General features: G+C 61.4%; 17 protein-coding genes and 1 pseudogene. 3 read left to right on the top strand and 15 right to left on the bottom strand.

The features are described from left to right. Positions 1-3 precede the first annotated feature (3 nt). A pseudogene (locus tag KYT97_RS30840) lies at positions 4-360 on the top strand (universal stress protein); the annotation flags it as partial. A 305-nt stretch (positions 361-665) separates the two neighbouring features. On the opposite strand, the gene KYT97_RS05840 reads toward KYT97_RS30840, so the two are convergent. The 4 genes from KYT97_RS05840 to KYT97_RS05855 all read right to left on the bottom strand — a co-directional run bounded on the left by KYT97_RS05840 (position 666) and on the right by KYT97_RS05855 (position 6,603). Then, positions 666-1,004, bottom strand: coding sequence for a hypothetical protein (locus tag KYT97_RS05840; protein ID WP_172936152.1), 339 nt, complete (start codon positions 1,002-1,004; stop codon positions 666-668). Positions 1,005-1,061: 57 nt separating this feature from the next. After that, positions 1,062-1,571, bottom strand: coding sequence for a DUF3558 domain-containing protein (locus KYT97_RS05845; RefSeq protein WP_342393906.1), 510 nt, complete (start codon positions 1,569-1,571; stop codon positions 1,062-1,064). Between the two features lie 101 nt (positions 1,572-1,672). Beyond that, a complete protein-coding gene (locus KYT97_RS05850) occupies positions 1,673-5,005 on the bottom strand; it encodes a protein kinase domain-containing protein (RefSeq protein WP_219111911.1) in 3,333 nt (1,110 codons plus the stop codon). Positions 5,006-5,121: 116 nt separating this feature from the next. Beyond that, complete coding sequence (locus tag KYT97_RS05855; protein ID WP_219111912.1) at positions 5,122-6,603, bottom strand: flavin-containing monooxygenase; 1,482 nt, start codon at positions 6,601-6,603, stop codon at positions 5,122-5,124. A 77-nt stretch (positions 6,604-6,680) separates the two neighbouring features. On the opposite strand from KYT97_RS05855, the gene KYT97_RS05860 reads away from it, so the two are divergent. After that, positions 6,681-7,310 (top strand): TetR/AcrR family transcriptional regulator, encoded by a 630-nt coding sequence (locus KYT97_RS05860; RefSeq protein ID WP_033231415.1) that lies wholly within the window; start codon positions 6,681-6,683, stop codon positions 7,308-7,310. Here the strand turns inward: KYT97_RS05860 and hisF are convergent. From hisF to hisD, 11 genes are all read right to left on the bottom strand, one after another. Next, a complete protein-coding gene (hisF, locus tag KYT97_RS05865) occupies positions 7,307-8,080 on the bottom strand; it encodes an imidazole glycerol phosphate synthase subunit HisF (RefSeq protein ID WP_033230908.1) in 774 nt (257 codons plus the stop codon). The genes KYT97_RS05860 and hisF overlap by 4 nt on opposite strands. Beyond that, positions 8,077-8,910, bottom strand: a complete 834-nt coding sequence (locus KYT97_RS05870) for an inositol monophosphatase family protein (RefSeq protein WP_095886456.1) — start codon at positions 8,908-8,910, stop codon at positions 8,077-8,079. The genes hisF and KYT97_RS05870 overlap by 4 nt, the downstream gene beginning before the upstream one ends. Before the next feature lie 9 nt (positions 8,911-8,919). Continuing rightward, positions 8,920-9,654, bottom strand: coding sequence for a bifunctional 1-(5-phosphoribosyl)-5-((5-phosphoribosylamino)methylideneamino)imidazole-4-carboxamide isomerase/phosphoribosylanthranilate isomerase PriA (gene priA, locus KYT97_RS05875; RefSeq protein WP_045070169.1), 735 nt, complete (start codon positions 9,652-9,654; stop codon positions 8,920-8,922). A gap of 19 nt (positions 9,655-9,673) precedes the next feature. After that, positions 9,674-9,937, bottom strand: a complete 264-nt coding sequence (locus tag KYT97_RS05880) for a hypothetical protein (RefSeq protein WP_219111913.1) — start codon at positions 9,935-9,937, stop codon at positions 9,674-9,676. Next, a complete protein-coding gene (hisH, locus tag KYT97_RS05885) occupies positions 9,934-10,569 on the bottom strand; it encodes an imidazole glycerol phosphate synthase subunit HisH (protein ID WP_033230912.1) in 636 nt (211 codons plus the stop codon). Before hisH ends, KYT97_RS05880 begins: the two co-directional genes overlap by 4 nt. Before the next feature lie 37 nt (positions 10,570-10,606). Next, on the bottom strand, positions 10,607-10,903 hold the full coding sequence (locus KYT97_RS05890; protein ID WP_219111914.1) for a DUF2470 domain-containing protein: 297 nt from the start codon (positions 10,901-10,903) through the stop codon (positions 10,607-10,609). Next, complete coding sequence (locus KYT97_RS05895) at positions 10,890-12,044, bottom strand: MFS transporter (protein ID WP_245006030.1); 1,155 nt, start codon at positions 12,042-12,044, stop codon at positions 10,890-10,892. The genes KYT97_RS05890 and KYT97_RS05895 overlap by 14 nt, the downstream gene beginning before the upstream one ends. 62 nt (positions 12,045-12,106) lie before the next feature. Next, positions 12,107-12,256, bottom strand: a complete 150-nt coding sequence (locus KYT97_RS05900) for a hypothetical protein (RefSeq protein WP_033230914.1) — start codon at positions 12,254-12,256, stop codon at positions 12,107-12,109. Then, positions 12,253-12,867, bottom strand: a complete 615-nt coding sequence (hisB, locus tag KYT97_RS05905) for an imidazoleglycerol-phosphate dehydratase HisB (RefSeq protein ID WP_033230915.1) — start codon at positions 12,865-12,867, stop codon at positions 12,253-12,255. The genes KYT97_RS05900 and hisB overlap by 4 nt, the downstream gene beginning before the upstream one ends. Beyond that, a complete protein-coding gene (locus KYT97_RS05910; protein WP_219111916.1) occupies positions 12,864-14,000 on the bottom strand; it encodes a histidinol-phosphate transaminase in 1,137 nt (378 codons plus the stop codon). The genes hisB and KYT97_RS05910 overlap by 4 nt, the downstream gene beginning before the upstream one ends. Further along, a complete protein-coding gene (hisD, locus tag KYT97_RS05915) occupies positions 13,997-15,319 on the bottom strand; it encodes a histidinol dehydrogenase (protein ID WP_033230917.1) in 1,323 nt (440 codons plus the stop codon). The genes KYT97_RS05910 and hisD overlap by 4 nt, the downstream gene beginning before the upstream one ends. A 335-nt stretch (positions 15,320-15,654) precedes the next feature. On the opposite strand from hisD, the gene KYT97_RS05920 reads away from it, so the two are divergent. After that, positions 15,655-18,828: an arabinosyltransferase domain-containing protein gene (locus tag KYT97_RS05920; RefSeq protein WP_245006146.1), complete on the top strand. Its 3,174-nt coding sequence runs from the start codon at positions 15,655-15,657 to the stop codon at positions 18,826-18,828. Positions 18,829-18,852: the final 24 nt, after the last annotated feature.

The following is an 18,852-nucleotide window of genomic DNA, read 5'->3' on the forward strand; positions in this document are numbered from 1 at the left end:
GTTCACTGCATCGATGCCGAGGACCAACCCGTGGAAACCGATTCACCTCAGTTCGAGAAACGCCTCAATTCCGCGATGATCACTCAACGTGAACGCGCACTCTCTGCTTTGACATCTCACCCCGGCAACTGGACATACGACTGCAAGCACGATGACCCGGCAGATCTCATCGTGTCGACGGCGGAGAAGTACGACGCGTTCACCATCGTGATCGGGGCGCCGCGACGAGGTCCGATTTCCGCGATGAGTCAGTTGCTGCACAGTTCTGTCACCTCGCGCCTGGACCGCCAGAACAGATACCCGATTGTCATGGTTCCTGCCGGGGTGAAGTCGAGGACATGGACGCATAAGTCGACGTAACTATCGCCGGCAATACCGCACTGTCAGGTTCGCTTCCCTTCAGACCAACTGCTGCCGTCCGACGATTGCGCGGTCGTAACTTCTCGTATCGAACAGGGCGCGACCACATTCAATCTCCAACGAACCAGAGATATCCATGCCGACGGATTGCAGATTTCGCCGCAGTTTTCAGATCGGCGATCGATTGTTCTTCTTGCTCGTTCTTCGGAATCACCATTGACAATTAGTTCAACAGGAACTGCAATTGATAGCTGTTGAACATAGTATGGCAATATGTGTCAATCCCGTCCGATAATGAACATAATTCAGTTGGTCTGACCCACACCCCTGAGAGAGTCAACATTGGTTTGCTCTTGTGTTACTGCATTGTCGATGCACTTCTGAAAGTACGCGCGCATGCCATCGACTGCAGCGATGTGACTTTCCAATGCGTTGACCAATGAGTCTGGACTACCAAAAGCCTTTTCTTGAAATTTTCCTTGGAGAGCAAGACCGGAGTTCAGAGTACCGAAACCTCCAAACTGCTTGATGTGTTGGGCATCGTTTACTAACGATCGATACTCGGCGATCAGTACCTCACATGCAATCGCCAGCGGTTTTGCAACATTCGGGTCAACGCCGAAAACCTGATCCGAATTTGACACTGATCTCACACTCACTCTCAATAACTCGATTTTCGGTCAAGACAAAATCCCACCCCTTCAGGACAGCAGCGGAACGATTGTTTGCGCCGCCCGCTCTACTAGTGCGCATGGCGTTTCAGGCCGGTCGATACTGAACTTTGCACCCACACGAACCATCGCGGTTGACTGAGCTGTCGCGAAGGCTACGTTGCATGCCAAATCCCCGTCATCGCCCTGTTCCTGGTACACAAGAATGCTTCGTCCCGCGATTTCGTCTCGACGCAAATCTCGAATCGTGGAGTTTTTTTCCACAGCATCGAGTGAACGATCCGCTGACGTGAGTCCGAGATAGAACCACGAGCCCTCCCAGCTACACACGTTGAATCCATCGATGTGGGTGTTTAGGAGGTCCACACGCTGCGTGCCGGGATCAACACCCAAGTTCAAGAGCTCATCGTGACTCAGAACCGCGCACGGATCGAACATTCCGATCGAATCGACCGGGTAAGCCTCACCCTCGACCGTCGAGGAACATCCCCCAAGTAGAGCGACCACAGAAACCGACAGACAAGCGCCCCACGGCCTCACAGCACTCCCCCTTGTCCATTGGCTTCACCCAGTTGGACGCACGGGAGTACCGCACGGTTCCGCCCGACTACATCCATTGCGACAAGTCATGATCCCCAGCGCTACGAGGGCTGCTCCAACTCCCACGCCGCGAGTTGTGTGCGCGAGGTGAAACCGAGCTTTGTCAGAATGTGCTCGATATGCCGTTGCGTGGTCCGAACCGAGATTGCCAGGTTATCCGCGATGGCTTTGTTATCCAGGCCGACAGCGACGAGGTCGGCAACCTGTTGTTCGCGCGCACTCAATCCGGCCTCCTGGCCGGTAGCCGACGGATTCTCTTGCAGCGCAAAGGCTACGGACTCGTGAAAGTCCAGGGCGTGCCCTTGATTCCGGGCACTGCGAAAAGCCTGGCTGCCAAGCGCACGAAGCGTTTCCTGCTCGCATCGCTGCCGATAGTTTCCCAAGCTCGGAAACAGAACCGGAGAACTGTTCACCATGTCGACGATCGCCTCGGCGGCGCCCATCAAGACCACGGCGCGACGTTCGTCGTGTTCGGCGCCGGCAATCCATGCAAGCGCGTCCAAACACACCGTCGCTGTGAGCGGTTCCTCGACGCGTTCGGCGATACGCAATGCCTGTTTGACAAGGTCCGCTGCGTAAGCGAGATCTCCTTGACGCCAGACCGCGACGCCCATCGACCACAGCGAGTAGGACCGGTACACCGATTCGCCGGTGCGCTGCGTGATCGCAAGAACCTGCTCATGACAGGAGATCGACTGGTCCGTCTCACCATTGGCTTCGTACGCCATCCCGAGCGTGTTCAGAATCCACACCCGCAAGGCGAGATCATCGCCGGTGCCGACCAGGTCCAACGCCTTCCGGAGGTAGTCACACGCGCGCGCAGTGTCGCCGAGAAACAGTTCGAGGCAGCCTTGCGCTTGGATCACCCTAGCCTGCGAGGTCCACTCGTCGAGATGCTCGGACAAGTCCAGGTGATCGAACACATCCAGTTTTTGGGACAGCTCGACCGCTTCGGCAACACGCGCCGCCGCGACATCGAGCGCACCCTGGATTTCGGCGAGAACGCCACTGGCACATAGCGCTTTGATTCTGTCGACGGTCGGATGCTCGACATCGATGTCCAGGAGGTGGTCGAGCCAATAGCGCCCCTCGCTGAAAAGTCCACGCGAGAGCCAGAATGGGAAGAGTGCGCCGGCGATCTGCAGCCCGAGGCGGTCGTCATTGTGCGTCGACTCCGCGTAGTCCATCGCGTCGCGGAGATTTGATTGTTCTCTCCCCAATCGATCAATCCAGTCCTTCTGCCGGGCACTGATCCATTCGGTTTCCGCTTCCAGCACCATCTTTCGATACCAGTCGCGATGTTGCCGCCGCAACAAACCGTAGTCGCCGGATTCCTCTGCCTTCTCGCGGCCGTAGTCGTGGAGCGTATCGAGCATCCGGAAACGCACGACCGTTTCCGATTCTTCGCGGATCAGGATCGACTTGTCGACCAGCGAGGCCATTCCGTCGAGCAACTCGTCCGCACTGTGATCGCCGCAGCAAATGCTTTCCACTGCATCGAGTTCGAAGCCACCGGCAAAAACGGACAGCCGCGCCCACAACTGCTGTTCCCACCTGGTGCAGAGGTCGTAACTCCAGTCCATGCACAACCTCGAGGTCTGTTGACGGGACGGCGCATTACGACTACCGAGTGTGAGAAGCTTGAACCGGTCGGTCAACCGATCCAGGATCTGTTCGACGGACATCGAACGCAATCGGGCTGCAGCCAATTCGATGGGTAGGGGCAATCCGTCGAGTCGCTGACAAATCCTCGCAACCGTGACCTTGTTTCCCTCAGTCAGCTCGAATCCAGGCAATGCCGCCGCTGCCCGATCAGTGAACAGCGTGATCGCGTCGAATCTGGACAAACCGTGAATTGACGTTTCGCGGTCGGGGGCGGGCACGGACAACGGCGGCACCCGAAGGACAGTCTCGCCACCGATACCGAGCGGTTCACGACTGGTTGCGAGAATGCGAAGTTCCGGACACACACGCAGAAGAAACGTGACCAGATCGGCTACTGCATCAACCAGGTGTTCGCAGTTGTCCAGCAAAAGCAGAACGTTCCGATTGGCCAGAAAGTCAGCCAATACGTCGTCGAGAGGGCCGGTTCGGTCTCTGATCCCGAGCGAGGACGCAACAAGATCGGCAAGCAAAGACGCGTCCTGGAGTTCGCCCAGTTCGGCTACGGACACTCCGTCGTCAAATTTCTGTCGCAGATCCGCTGCGACTCTGACCGCCAGCCGAGTCTTTCCTACGCCACCGATACCCGTCAATGTGACCAGCCGAGATTCGAGAATCTTCGCTTTGGTTTCGGTCAACTCTCGCCGCCGACCGATGAAGCTGGTCAGTTCCAACGGCAAATTGCCGGAAGGGGGCGGAGAGGTGGTAGTCGCCGACGAGCCTGCGTATCTGACGAGGACATTCCCATCTGACGCTCCGGAGTTCTGCTGACTTTCCTCACCCGCTTCGGTTGCCAGCAGCGCCATATCGGTAACGGGAAAACCTTTAGCCGACTGGATCTTTCGAAGGTCTTCGCCGAATTCACGGGCAGAAGCAGTCCGCCGAAGTGGGTCGCCATTCATCGCGTGCTCGATCGCCGCGGACATCCCTTCCGGGATTCCCAGTTCACGGAGGTCGGGAATCGGCTCGGTCGTGATGCGCAAGAACTGCGCGATCAATTCCTCGCCGCTGCGACGTTGGAATGCCGCGTGCCCGGACACAGCGCAGAACAATGTTGCACCGAGACCGTAGATATCTCCCGCAACGCTGGGCGGCTCTCCGCTGAGAATTTCGGGTGCCGTGAACGCCGGCGATCCCGTCACGGTACCGGTGGACGTCTCGAATCCGCCCACGATGTGCGCGATACCGAAATCCGTGATCGCCGGCTCGCCATAGTCGGTGAACAGGATGTTCGCAGGTTTGACGTCCCGGTGGAGGATCCCGAGTCGATGAGCACTTTCGAGGGCGCCGGCAATTTTCACTCCGAGCCTAAGAGTCTCGTTCAGCGACAGCGGACCCGTCGAACGAATTCTTGTTTCCAGAGATCCTCTCGGGTGATACGGCATCACGATGTACGGGTGACCGCTTGCCGTGGTGCCGACGTGCAAAACGTTGACGATGTTCGGATGGCCGGTCAGCCTCCCCATCACGTGTTGTTCACGGACGAAGCGAGCATCGTTTTCCTGTTCAACGCTCGCGGTCAGGACCTTGACAGCAACGATGCGATCCAAGCGCGGCTGCGAACAGCAATAGACGACGCCGAAGCCTCCACGCCCGATCTCGCGAGCGTCCTCCAGCCCCGACATCTCCAGTTCGGAGACGACGTTCGACGTATCGTGCGCCGTGCTGAACGGATCAGCACGCTGCGTACCAAACGGATCGATTTCCGACATCAACCTTGCACCAACCAACCCTCCCCGAAGATTCGCTGGCACTGATCTCGAGAAGCCCAAAATCAGGATATCCCTTTTTACCGCAGCGCACCGTCGCCCTCGGCCAGGAAACAAGCTCAGGAGATCGAATAGGCCTCGAGAGGGAAGCGCTTCGCCTCGACAAATGCGTTGCGCGTCGATGTTGGCCGCAGGATAGCCGCCTCACCGTGCTGATTGAAGTAATAGCTTCGCGCGGTCTGGCAACTGCCGCCGTAGAAAACGGAGTCCGCCAGGTTTTCGGTCATTCGGTCGAGAAACTCGGTATTGGCGGCCTCGGTGACCTCGAAGGTGTCGGCTCCTCGCCGCTTCAATTCACCGAACAGTCGCTCGATGTGCTGCATCTGCGATTCGATAGTCGTGAAGTAGGACAGCCCGCTGTACGAATAGGGACTCGCGAGGGTGAGAAAGTTGGGGAAATGCGGAACCGACACTCCCTCATACGCCTGGAAACGGTTGTCACGCCACCACTTTCCGAGATTTCTGCCCTCTCGGCCGATAACCTCGATGGCCGGGAAGTTGACGTCCCACAGATTGAACCCAGTGGCCAGCACCAGAGTGTCGATCTCGGTCTTACGACCGTCAACAGTGACGATACCGTCGGCGGCAATGTGGTCGATCGACGTGGTCTCGAGGTGAACGTTTCGTTTGGTGAATGTACGGAAGTAGCTGTTGGAGAAGGTAGGTCGCTTGCATCCGAAATCGTAGTCGGGAGTGAGCTGCTTACGCAGCGCCGCGTCGCGGACCTGCGACCGCAGGAAGGCACGCGATGCTGCTGCGGCGCCCTTGTTGAGCAACTTCACCTGCTTGTAGTGCAAGACAGCGCTCACCATGATCATTTCCAGAATTCCGGAACTGACAGCTCGTGCGATCCGCTGGGTCAACGGAATTCGAGAGAAGAGCTTCTGGACGGCCGACGGAATGGGGACGTCGAGCTTGGGAACAACCCAGATTGGCGTGCGTTGGTACACGGTCAGATCCGCGGCTTGGCGCGCAACTTCGGGAATGAGTTGCACTGCAGTAGCGCCGGTTCCGATGATTGCCGTCTTCGTACCGGCAAGTTCGTACGAATCGTCCCACGCCGTGGTGTGAATGATCTTGCCCGCAAATTCGTCGATGCCGGAGATATCCGGCCGATGCGGCTGAGAGAGAAAGCCCGTCGCCGTCAGTAGATAGGTCGCGGTGATCTCAGGCTGCCCCTCCACGGACACCACCCAGTGTGCCTTGTCCTCGTCCCACCGCGCGCCGTTCACCACGGCGCCGAACGTCATATGGCGTCGTAGGTCGTACTTGTCCGCGACATGGTCGGCATACTTCTTCAACTCCGCACCTGGCGCAAAGAGCCTCGACCAGTGCGGATTGGGCTCGAACGAATACGAGTAGGTGACCGACGCGATGTCGACCGCCAATCCCGGATAGCGATTGACGTGCCACGTTCCACCCAGATCATCCTCGCGTTCGAGGATCGCCAGGTTGTTCAGGCCCAACCGCTTGAGTTGAATGGCTGCGCCCATTCCGCCAAAGCCCGCCCCGACCACTACTGCGTCGTACTGCACTGCCATCAGTTGAAATCCCCTCGTGAACCGCACATCAGAAACTGACACGTCATTCCGTTATGGAAAACGGTATCATCTTCAGCGTGACGAAGGCCATAACCCGAGCGGAGCGAAAAAAGGCGGAACTACGCCGCGAGATCATCGACGCATCGTTCGAGTGTTTTGCCCAACGGGGCTATCACGCCACCGGAATCGCTGATATTGCAACAACTCTCGGTATCGGCCACGGCACGTTCTACCGATACTTCGAGAACAAACGCGACATCATCGATCACGTCATCGACGATCTGATTGCCAAGATCATCGACGCACTGGCCACCGACAATGCGCCGGACGCAGCCAACACCTTGGACGAGTACCGAGCTCAGGTAGCCCGCATCGCGGATGTACTCCCCCGTATCTTTTTCGACGACCCACGGATCCCGCGGGTGCTGCTCTTCGAGACAACGGGGGTCGACGCCGACCTGACGGGCCGGATGCTCGACCTACTCGACCAGGCCGCGGCACTGACTGCCGGATATCTCCGTCACGGCGTCGAATGCGGATACCTTCGCGCCGACCTCGACATCGCGAATACAGCCCAGGCCGTCAACGGCATGATGCTGGCCAGCGGCATACAGGGACTGCGAGCCGAGTCGTCCGTGGACTGCACCGCCCTCAATCAGGCGATCACCCGGATGATGTTCGACGGAATCCGAGCAGAAAACACCTAGCGGACAACAATCCCTTCGGCGCGCATGGCATCCTTGACCTGCGGGATGCTCAGGTCACCGAAGTGGAAGACACTCGCCGCGAGGACTGCGTCGGCGCCTGCTTCGACGGCAGGCGCAAAATGTTCGACCAGACCGGCGCCGCCGCTGGCGATGACCGGAACGTGAACAGCGGCACGGACAGCGCGGATCATCAGGAGGTCGAAACCGGCCTTGGTGCCGTCGGCGTCCATTGAGTTGAGCAGGATCTCTCCGACGCCCAACTCTGCGCCGCGCTCGGCCCACTCGACCGCGTCGATGCCGGTTCCGCGCTTGCCACCGTGCGTCGTGACCTCCCAGCCGGACGGAGTATCCGGCTGGCCCTGCGGAACCGTCCTTGCGTCGACGGACAAGACGATGCACTGCGAACCGAAACGCTCACTCAATTCCTTGAGCAGTTCAGGACGTGCGATGGCTGCGGTGTTGACGCTGACCTTGTCGGCTCCGGCGCGCAGTAGGCGGTCGACGTCCTCGACCGTGCGTACACCGCCGCCCACCGTCAGCGGAATGAAAACCTGCTCGGCAGTACGACTTACGACGTCCAGCATCGTGCCACGATCAGACGTCGACGCGGTCACGTCCAGGAAGGTCAGCTCGTCGGCGCCTTGGGCGTCGTACGCTGCGGCCAGTTCGACCGGATCGCCCGCGTCGCGAAGGTTCTCGAAGTTGACACCCTTGACCACTCGTCCGGCATCGACGTCGAGGCACGGGATCACACGAACTGCGAGGGTCATGACGTTGGTCCTCCTGAGGACGAAGCGCGCGGATCACCGAGCGATGTAAGGATGTCGAGAATTTCACCGTGAACACCGGGAGCGGCAGCAAGTACCGAACCCGATTCTACGGTCCACGGGTTGCCGGCGAGGTCGGTGACCACCCCACCTGCCGCGCGCACAAGGGCAACGCCCGCCGCATTGTCCCACGCATTGTGCCCATAGACGATTGCGCCGCCTAAAATGCCTGCCGCGGTGAAGGCCAGATCAACTCCCGTGCTGCCGTGGATACGGATACGGGAAGACACCTTGCTGATTTCGGCCAGTACTTCCAGCCGATAGCTGCCGGGAATTCGTCCGCGACTCTTCACGTTGAGCGCACCCAGCGCAACGATCGACGACGCCAGATCAGTGGATTCCAAGGGTGGTACGGCACTGCCGTTCACCAGCAACGGGCCGCCTGCTTTTGCCGCGTAGGTATGTCCGATCAACGGCAACCAGGTCAACCCCAGGACCGGAACGCCGTCGTCGAGCAATGCCAGCAGAGTTCCGGCCTGCGGGAGCCCGGCCGAGTAGTTGAACGTGCCGTCGACGGGATCGAGAACCCAGACGAGCCCGGACTCGATGTCGGGCCCGCCAAATTCCTCGCCGTGCACTTCAATCCCGGTGCGATCGAACAACTCCGACGACAACCGCTTCTCGAGCGCGAGGTCCACCTCGGTGGCAAAATCGGCCCAACCCTTACGGACTGCGCTCGGCGAACCCACACCGGCAACAAACTGATCGTGAACGCCGTCAAGCAGCCCACCGGCAATCGCGAGGAGTTCGTCGAGGTCACGCGGCGGGTTCATCAAGCGAATCTAACCGGAAACTGCAGCAAGTGCTTCAGGAAGGGTGAAGCGGCCGGCGTACAGCGCCTTGCCGACAATCGCGCCTTCGACGCCCTGATCAACGAGGCTGGAGATGGCCAGCAGATCATCGATGGTTGAAACACCACCGGATGCAACAACGTGGGCGTCGGTCACGGCGCACACCTGGCTCAGAAGTTCGAGATTGGGACCGGTGAGGGTTCCGTCCTTGGATACGTCGGTGACGACGTAACGCGTGCAGCCGTCACGGTCCAGACGCGCGAGGGTTTCCCAGAGGTCTCCGCCGTCGGTGACCCAGCCGCGCCCGCGGGTACGGTACTGGCCGTCGACCAGACGCACATCGAGGCCGACGGCAATCTTGTCGCCGTACTTGGCCAATGCACGAGCACACCACTCGGGATCTTCGATGGCAGCGGTGCCGAGGTTGACGCGAGCACAGCCGGTGGCCAGTGCAGCTTCGAGGGAGGCGTCGTCACGGATTCCACCGGACAGTTCGACCTTGACCGTCAGGTCACCGATGACGCCTGCCAGCAGTTCGCTGTTGGATCCGCGCCCGAAGGCGGCGTCGAGGTCGACAAGATGTACCCATTCGGCACCGTCGTTCTGCCACGCAAGGGCGGCGTCGCGGGGCGACCCGTAACCGGTCTCACTTCCCGCCTCTCCTTGCACGAGGCGAACAGCTTCACCGTTGACAACATCCACAGCAGGCAAAAGGACCAGGCTCACGTGCGATAACCCTAGTCGGTCAGGACCTTGAACCGTGTGCCGGGTCTTGATCACCGTCGCCGAAGGCATTTCGCGTCATCCGCTTCGACACGACGCCCATCGCCGCGATGGCCGCGCCAACCCCGACGAGGCCGATCACGAGCCCTACGACCGGCGTCGGATCCACCAGAACGACGATCACCGTCGTGACTGCCAGAACAGCCACGGCTGCGCCGAGCGAGAACAGCGCAAGACGAGCCAACGAGAAGTTGTCTCCGCTGTACTTGCCGGAAGGTCCGGTCACAAACTCTGCACCCAGTTGCTCAGCAATTCAGCACCGGCATCGCCCGACTTCTCGGGGTGGAACTGCGTTGCGGACAGCGCACCGTTCTCGACGGCCGCGAGGAACTTTCCGCCGTGATCGGCCCACGTGAGTTTGGGAGCAGCGATGTGCTCGGACGGCGGCAGTTCCCAGTTCTGCACACCGTACGAGTGGACGAAGTAGAAACGGGTGTCCGCGTCGATGCCCTTGAACAGCGTGCTGGACTCGGGTGCTTCGACGGTGTTCCATCCCATGTGCGGCAACACATCGGCCTTCAAGCGCTCGACAGTGCCGGGCCATTCGCCGCAGCCTTCGGCTTCGACGCCGAATTCGACTCCGCGCTCGAACAGGATCTGCATACCGACACAGATGCCCAGAACCGGCCGTCCGCCCGCGAGGCGCTGACCGATGATCCGCTCACCCCGAACCTCACGCAGGCCCTCCATGCACGCAGCAAAAGCGCCGACGCCGGGAACGACCAGGCCGTCTGCGGCCAGCGCCACCTTGGGATCGCTGGTTACCTCCACCTGTGCGCCGGTGCGCGCCAATGCGCGGGTGGCCGAATGCAGGTTGCCGGAGCCGTAGTCGAGGACGGCAATCGTGGAAGCGCTCATGCCCCAACTCTATCGGGCACGTCTGACGCTACTGCGATCAGTGCTCGGGCCTCGCGACACCAAGTTTGTTGTACGCGTCCATACACAGAGCAACCACTTGCGTCCGGATGGCGGCGCGGTCCACTGCCGGCTCGGGCCACGGAACCTTCACGAGCTTTTCCGTCCCGTCGACATCGGCAACCCACTCGCCCGCAACCGAATCGAGTCCCACCATTCGCGCGCTGGTCGCGGTCGGCTCCGCGAAAGCCCGAACGATCATCAGATTGTCGCCCGTGTGATCCGCATTCATATGAGCGGTCACACCGGCGATAACCGTGTCGTCAAAGGTTGTCATAGCTCCGGATCTTAGAACCTGCCGTGTGGTTGTCCGGTTTCGGATCGCCCCGTCGGCCGATCGATGTGCCGGCCACAGCGAGTGCCGGGATCAACGCGACGACACTTGCCGAGACGATGAATACCCACGTGTATCCCGACACCGATGCCACAAATCCCAGCGCAATCGCGCCGATTCCAGTTCCGGCGTCGTATGCGATGTTCCAGATCGCGCTGGCCGATCCGATGCGTTTCGGACCTGCAGCCGAAAAAGCCATGACCAAGGATTCATTCTGCACAGCACCGAATCCGAACCCGAAAAGCACTGCAGCGCCGATCAACACCACATTCGCACCGTCGTCGACACTCAGGGCGAACAGGAGGAGACCGACTGTCGCCGACACCAAGGCCGGTGCGAGCATCTTGCCGCTACCGAATCGATCGGAGATCAATCCCGCTGAGTATCGACCCACCAGCATGGACCCACTGGCCGTCGCCAGCACCACGCCGGCGATCGCGGCACGATCCGAAATTGCGATGGGCAACAGCGAGGACAAGCCGCCGAACGACGCTGACACGCACGCAAGCGCGACCACGGGGACGATCACCGTGAACACACTCACTCGCGCAGACGTGCCGGTTGGCTGAGCGCGCAATTTCGGCAAGCGGGTGATGGCGATTACCGCGAGCGCCGGAACCACGGCGCCCAAAACGAAGACCGGTGTGGCCGACCATCTTGCCGCTATCGCCAAACCCAGTGGCAACCCTGCCATTTGAGAGGCTGCAATCGCGATGCCCTGGGCTCCGGTAGCTCGGCCCAGTATCCGCCTGGGCGCCAATTCCGCGACCAGTGCGCCGCCGGCGACCGTGAGCAAACCGAATCCGACACCGCGCACTGCCGACACCGACAACGCCGCAATCGAATCGGAAGACATCAACAGCACCAGCGACGGTGGCCCGAGCAACAGGCACCCCGCAGTGAGTACAGGACGATAGCCGCGAGTCCTCAACAAGCGCGGCACCAGCAACTGTGTCAGCACAGTAGCCGCCATGAAGACGCCCGTCACGGCCCCGGCCAAGGCGTCGGAGCCACCCGACTGCGCCACCACCAACGGAACAACCGGAAGCAGTAACGACCAGCCACCAAATGCAGCAGCAGCCATGACCAGGACACTGATCATCCCCGGGGTTCGGAGTAACCCCGGGGATGATGTGCGTTCGACCATCAGATGCGCAGCGCGCCGGCTACCGCTGCAAGAATTGCCAGTGCCAGAAGGATTCCCGACGCCAATTTGTTCACCTTGAACATCGAGTAGGCCCCGCCCACAGCGATTCCCGCGCCGATGAACAACAGATAGGTAAAGAGGACGCTCACAGAGTTCCCTTCGTCGAAGGCACGCCGCTCACGCGCGGATCCGGCTCGACGGCCTCACGCAGAGCGCGAGCAACAGCCTTGAACTCGGCCTCCGTGATGTGGTGCTGATCGCGTCCGTACAGAACCCGAACATGCAGGGCGATACGAGCATTGAGCGCGATCGACTCGAAAACGTGGCGGTTGATCACCGCGTGGTACGGAACGCCGGGGTACCCGCCGATGACGGAATGCACCATGTAATCCGGTTCCCCGGTATGCACGCAGTACGGACGGCCGGACACGTCGACGGACGCGTGCGCGAGGGTTTCGTCCATCGGGATGAAGGAATCACCGAATCGGCGAATACCCTTCTTGTCCCCCAATGCCTGACCCAACGCCTGACCGAGAACAATGGCGGTGTCCTCGACGGTATGGTGAGCGTCGATTTCGACGTCACCTTTCGCCTGAACACTCAAGTCGAAGCTGGCGTGCGTACCCAACGCGGTGAGCATGTGGTCGAAGAACGGAACGCCGGTGGAAACGTCGACAATGCCGGTCCCGTCCAGGTTCAATTCGACGACGATGCTGGATTCTCGCGTCGTTCGTTCGATCCGCGCAATGCGATCGCTCATGCCGTTTCTCCTGCGTTGATGAGTTCTGTACCGGCGATCTCGTCACTGGCTTTGATGAACGCGTCGTTCTCGGCTTCGAGTCCGACCGTCGCCCGCAGATATCCGGGGATGCCGATGTCGCGAATGAGGACACCTCGATCGAGGTAGGCCTGCCACGCCTGCGCACTGTCGGTGAATTGACCGAACAAGATGAAGTTCGCGTCACTGGGAATCACTCGGAAACCGGTGTCCGCCAATGCCTTCGATACCCGATCACGCTCGGCTGACAATGCGTGAACGCTGGCGAGGGTCTCGTCGGCGTGACGCAGCGCAGCGCGCGCGGCAGCCTGTGTGACCACCGAGAGGTGATACGGCAAGCGCACCAACAACAATGCATCGATGAACGCGGGGGCGGCAGCCAGATAGCCGAGTCGGCCACCGGCAAACGCAAACGCCTTGCTCATCGTGCGCGTGACCACGATCTTGGTGGGGAACTCGTGGATGAGCGTCATCGCGCTGGGGGCGGCGGAGAACTCGGCGTAAGCCTCGTCGACGATCACGATGCCCGGCGCCACCTCGAGGATGCGTCGCAGTTCCGCGATGCCGACACTGTGGCCGGTCGGGTTGTTGGGACTGGTCACGAACACGACATCCGGTCGACGTTCCGCGATCACGGTGACGGCAGCATCCACGTCCAATGCGAAGTCATCCCGACGGAAGACCTCGACCCACTCGGTATCGGTGCCGTCCGCGATGATCGGGTGCATCGAGTACGAGGGCACAAATCCCATCGCGCTGCGTCCAGGACCGGCAAAGGCCTGGAGTAGTTGCTGCAGGATTTCATTCGATCCGTTGGCCGCCCACAGGTTGTCGACGGTGACCGGTACACCCGTCTGCTTCGACAGATACGCAGCAAGATCCGTCCGCAGCGCCACAGCGTCGCGGTCGGGGTAACGGTGCAGTTCCTTGGCCGCTTCACGCACGGATTCGGCGACGTCATCGATGAGCGCCTGCGTCGGCGGATGCGGGTTCTCATTGGTGTTGAGCTGTACGGGAACCGTCAACTGCGGAGCGCCGTACGCGGACTTACCGCGCAGGTTCTCACGAATCGGGAGCGCGTCGACCGAAATCGACGCTCCGGGAGCGGCACTCATCGCAGAGCCTCGAACCGCAGACGCACAGCCTCACCGTGAGCCGGCAGGTCTTCCGCATTGGCCAGTGTGATGACATGTCCGGCAACATCTTTCAATGCCGATTCGGAGTAGTCGATCACGTGGATGCCGCGCAGGAAGGTCTGCACACTCAGTCCGGACGAGTGACGCGCACAGCCGGCCGTCGGCAGCACGTGGTTTGAGCCGGCGCAGTAGTCGCCGAGGCTGACCGGCGCCCACGGACCGACAAAAACCGCTCCGGCGCTGGTGACCTGAGCTGCGACACCGGTGGCGTCTTCGGTCTGGATCTCGAGGTGCTCGGCCGCGTAGGCGTTGACTACGCGGAGACCGGCTGCGACGTCCGAGACCAGAACGGTTCCGGACTGGCTTCCGGTGAGGGCGGTGGTGACGCGCTCGCGGTGCTTGGTGATCTCGAGTTGCGCGGCCAGAGCCTTGTCGACCGCGTCGGCCAATTCAACGCTGGTCGTGACAAGGACGCTGGCGGCCATCACGTCGTGCTCGGCCTGGCTGATGAGGTCGGCGGCAACGTGGACCGGGTCAGCGGTGTGGTCGGCGAGGATCGCGATCTCGGTGGGACCGGCTTCTGCGTCGATGCCGACCAGTCCGCGGCACAGACGCTTGGCCGCAGTGACGTAGATGTTGCCGGGACCGGTGATGAGGTCGACCGGGACAAGCTCGGTTCCATCGGTGTCGGTTCCGCCGTAGGTCAGGAGGGCGACGCCCTGCCCGCCGCCGACGGCCCACACCTCGTCGACGCCGAGCATGGCTGCTGCGGCAAGAATGGTGGGGTGCGGCAATCCGCCGAAGTCAGCTTGGGGCGGCGAAGCGACAACCAACGATCCGACGCCGGCGGTCTGAGCCGGGACGACGTTCATGACAACGCTCGACGGATACACGGCATTGCCGCCGGGAACATAGAGACCAACACGCTCGACCGGAACCCAACGCTCGGTGACCGTGCCACCCGGAACGACCTCGGTGACGGTGTCCTTGCGACGCTGATCGGCGTGCACCTTGCGAGTGCGCTCGATCGCAACCTCGAGGGCTTCCTTGACTGCCGGGTCGAGTTCACGAAGTGCGCGCTCGAGCTCAGCTGCGGGCACACGAACCGACCCGGGACGAACGCCGTCGAACTTCTCGCCGAACTCGAGAGCAGCTTCTGCGCCGCGATCGCGAACGGCCTCGACCATCGGGCGAACCTGATGCAGCACCGCATCCACATCCACTCCACCTCGCGGAAGCGCGGCACGAAGTTCGGCCGTGGATGGGGTACGACCACGCAGGTCGGTGCGGGCAAGCATGAGAGTTCCTCTCGTACGCAAACGGGGGACCTGTGTCTCGCGGAGAGAACACAGAACTGACGTCAATTATTCAGGATAGTCGCACCCTGTTAAGCACCGGTCCACCTGCGGCGCTCAGCGACCACCCGCCATCGCCGCCAGTGGCGGCGGTCACGGTCGATCGGCGTCGCGGGATTAGGCAAATTCCACATCCGACATTTCGAAGGTCGCTGTGTTTATAACAAACGCGTCACGCACCGCTAGGGTCGAAAGTCGTGACAGACAGTGACGTGGCCGTGGCCGCACCTCCCAACCCGCCGATTCCGCAGCGCGCCGCACGGCAGTCGCACGCAAGGATGGTGGCAATCGTTGCCTCCATTCTCGGAATCCTCGCGTGTGTTTCCATACCGTTCCTGCCTATCCAGCAGGACACGGCCGGCATCAACTGGCCACAGGCCGGTTCGACGACCAGCGTCGAATCCCCCCTCGTCTCGTACACACCGCAGCGGTTCGAGGCCTCCATTCCGTGCGCGTCGATAAACGAGCTGGCAGCAACGGGTGGAACCCTCGTATCTACCGCGCCCGCAAGCGCCGCCGATGCGCGTCGCTACGGGTTTGTCGCTACGGTGTCGCCCGCATCGGCAGACGCACCCGCACGCGTCGACGCGATCCTGCGGGACGAGGTTGTGTTCTCGGGACCGCTTGACGAACTCCCCGGCGGTTGCGCGCTGACGGTGCTCGCCGAGCCCACCCGGACGACGGTCTCCGTCACCGGGTCAGAGCCACGGATTCTCGATGGTGACCACCGGCCGCAAGTTGTCGGCGTGTTCAGCGACCTGAACACCGCTGCCGCCGGATTGGACGTCTCGATAGTCTCCGACTCCCGATTCACGTCGAGCCCGTCGACGATCAAAACGCTCGCCATGATTCTCGGTGCGCTGACCGCGATCATCTCGCTCGTCGCGTTGCACCGCCTCGACAATCTCGACGGCCGTCACAGCCGCAAATTTCTGCCGACGAGGTGGTGGAAATTCACCCGCGTCGACGGTGTTGTCATCGGAACATTGGTGCTGTGGCACTTCATCGGAGCCACGACAACTGACGACGGCTACCAGTTCACGATGGCCAGGGCAGCTGAGCAATCCGGGTACATGTCGAACTACTTCCGCTGGTTCGCCGTCCCGGAAACACCGTTCGGAACTCCCTACTACAACATCCTCGGACTACTCGCGCACATCAGTCCGGCAAGCCCGTGGGTCCGGCTACCGGCACTGGTGGCCGGCGTCGTCGCGTGGCTTGTCATCAGTCGTGAGGTCGCCCCGCGCCTCGGCGCAGCAATCCGCGGAAACCGTCTTGCTCTCTGGACCGGCGCGCTCGTTTTTCTCGCATTCTGGCTCCCGTTCAACAACGGATTGCGCCCCGAACCGATTGTTGCACTCGGCGTTCTCCTGACGTGGTGCTCGATCGAACGCGCCATCGCGACACGTCGACTCCTGCCGGTTGCCGTCGCAATTCTGATTGCCGGGTTCACGTTGACGGCAGGTCCGTCCGGGCTGATCTGCTTCGCCGCGCTGATCGCCGGCATCCGTCCCGTCATCGGCATCATCGTCGAACGCGCTCGGACCACCGGTTACCTCGCTGCCGTCGGACCGCTTCTTGCTGCAGGACTGTCGATTCTCATCCCCGCCTTCGGCGATCAGAGCCTGGCCGCCGTCATCGAAATGCAGCGCGTTCACTCGATCTCACCGAACGCCCCGTGGTTCGACGAATATCTGCGCTACCAGTACCTGCTGAACATCTCCGTCGACGGATCACTGACACGGCGCTTCGGCGTGTTTGTCATGTTCCTGTGCCTTGGAGTCTGCACCGCGATGATGCTCCGCAAAGGCGGCCGCATCCCCGGATTGGCCGCCGGCCCGCCGCGGCGAATTGTCGGTCTCACCATCGGCGCGCTGCCGCTGCTGATGTTCTCGCCCACCAAGTGGACTCACCACTTCGGGATCTTCGCGGGGCTGACAGCAATTCTCGCAATGATGACGGCAGTTGCGGTCGGAACCACCCTTCTGCGTTCCCCGCGCAATCGCGCGCTGTTCGCCGCAGGCGTGCTGTTCCTGCTCGCAGTGGCGTTCACCGGCAGCAACAGCTACTACTACGTCTCGAGCTACAGCGTTCCCTGGTGGGACAAACCCGTATCGATCAGTGGGCTCGGCGCGAGCACCGTTCTACTCGGGCTGACCGTGCTGATGCTCGGGGTCGCCGCGTGGTTCTTCTTCCGTGAGCCGTACACCGTCGGCAAGGAAATGTCGCCGCGTCAGGCTCGCCTGCTGGCCATCTCACCGCTGACCGTCGCGGCCGGTGCCATGGTTCTCTTCGAAGTTCTCTCGATGTCCAAGGGCGTGATCAGCCAGTACCCGGCCTATTCGGTGGGTCGCGCGAACGTCGACGCGGTGCTCGGACAACCCTGTGGACTAGCCAACGACGTCCTGCTCGAAACAGATCCGAACGCATCGATGCTGGCTCCGTTGTCCGGCGACATCGCAACCGCACTTTCAGCCGGCGGCGCCACCGGATTTGATCCGAACGGTGTTGCCGGCGACCTCAGCGCCGACGAGGAAGCGACCGCCACCGGTGGTGCCAACACTGTCGACAGCGACGAGACCACGGCCGGAAACTCCGCCGGAACCGGTGGTGGCGCTGGAGTGACCGGCGTCAACGGCAGTTCGGTCGCGTTGCCGTTCGGCCTCGATCCCGCCACAACTCCGGTGATGGGCAGCTACGGCCAAGCCGCACCGGGCACCCTGACCAGTGGGTGGTACCAACTTCCCGACCTCAGCGACAGCGGCACCCGCGGCGACATCATTTCCATCGCCGCAGCCGGACGCGTCCGATCCGTCGACACCGACGGCATCGTCACGTACGGGCAGAACGTCGAGGTCGAATACGGCACCGCGCGAGGTGCCGATGACGTCGAAATCGGTGGCCGAATCGCACCTCTCGACATCGGCCCGTCGCCGTCGTGGCGCAACCTTCGCGTTCCTCTCGACCAGATTCCTGTGGAAGCCAACACCATTCGTCTTGTTGTCAGCGATCTCGACAGCAAGGACGATCAATGGGTAGCGGTTACTCCGCCGCGTGTACCGCAAACACAGAAACTGCAGGACGTTGTCGGTTCCGACGCTCCCGTGATGTTGGATTGGGCTGTGGGTCTGGCCTTCCCGTGCCAACGGCCGTTCGATCATCGCGTCGGCGTTGCCGAGGTTCCCGAGTACCGCATCCTGCCCGATCACAGCGGCGCACTCGTGACCACAGCGTGGCAGGACCACTTCGGTGGTGGTCCGCTCGGGTGGATCGATCTCCTCGTCAGTGCGCAGACCATACCGTCGTATCTCGACAACGACTGGGATCGCGACTGGGGTTCGATCGAGAAATACACTCGACTGGATCCCGCGGCGGTACCCGCGGAACTCGACGAATCCCGCGTGCAACGTTCAGGTATGTGGACTCCCGGTCCGATGACGATTGAATTCTGATCCTGCAAAAGCCACCTTTCTGGA

It is taken from the genome of Rhodococcus globerulus, from assembly GCF_019334125.1.
GTDB classification, from domain to species: Bacteria; Actinomycetota; Actinomycetes; order Mycobacteriales; family Mycobacteriaceae; genus Rhodococcus_F; species Rhodococcus_F globerula.

Coding starts and splice junctions, on each gene's coding strand:
- KYT97_RS05850 (WP_219111911.1), bottom strand. CDS start 5,005: ATGTCGGAAATCGATCCGTTTGGTACGCAGCGTGCTGATCCGTTCAGC.
- KYT97_RS05855 (WP_219111912.1), bottom strand. CDS start 6,603: ATGGCAGTGCAGTACGACGCAGTAGTGGTCGGGGCGGGCTTTGGCGGA.
- hisF (WP_033230908.1), bottom strand. CDS start 8,080: ATGACCCTCGCAGTTCGTGTGATCCCGTGCCTCGACGTCGATGCCGGA.
- KYT97_RS05870 (WP_095886456.1), bottom strand. CDS start 8,910: ATGAACCCGCCGCGTGACCTCGACGAACTCCTCGCGATTGCCGGTGGG.
- hisH (WP_033230912.1), bottom strand. CDS start 10,569: ATGAGCGCTTCCACGATTGCCGTCCTCGACTACGGCTCCGGCAACCTG.
- KYT97_RS05890 (WP_219111914.1), bottom strand. CDS start 10,903: ATGACAACCTTTGACGACACGGTTATCGCCGGTGTGACCGCTCATATG.
- KYT97_RS05895 (WP_245006030.1), bottom strand. CDS start 12,044: ATGGCTGCTGCTGCATTTGGTGGCTGGTCGTTACTGCTTCCGGTTGTT.
- hisB (WP_033230915.1), bottom strand. CDS start 12,867: ATGAGCGATCGCATTGCGCGGATCGAACGAACGACGCGAGAATCCAGC.
- KYT97_RS05910 (WP_219111916.1), bottom strand. CDS start 14,000: ATGAGTGCCGCTCCCGGAGCGTCGATTTCGGTCGACGCGCTCCCGATT.
- hisD (WP_033230917.1), bottom strand. CDS start 15,319: ATGCTTGCCCGCACCGACCTGCGTGGTCGTACCCCATCCACGGCCGAA.
- KYT97_RS05920 (WP_245006146.1), top strand. CDS start 15,655: ATGGTGGCAATCGTTGCCTCCATTCTCGGAATCCTCGCGTGTGTTTCC.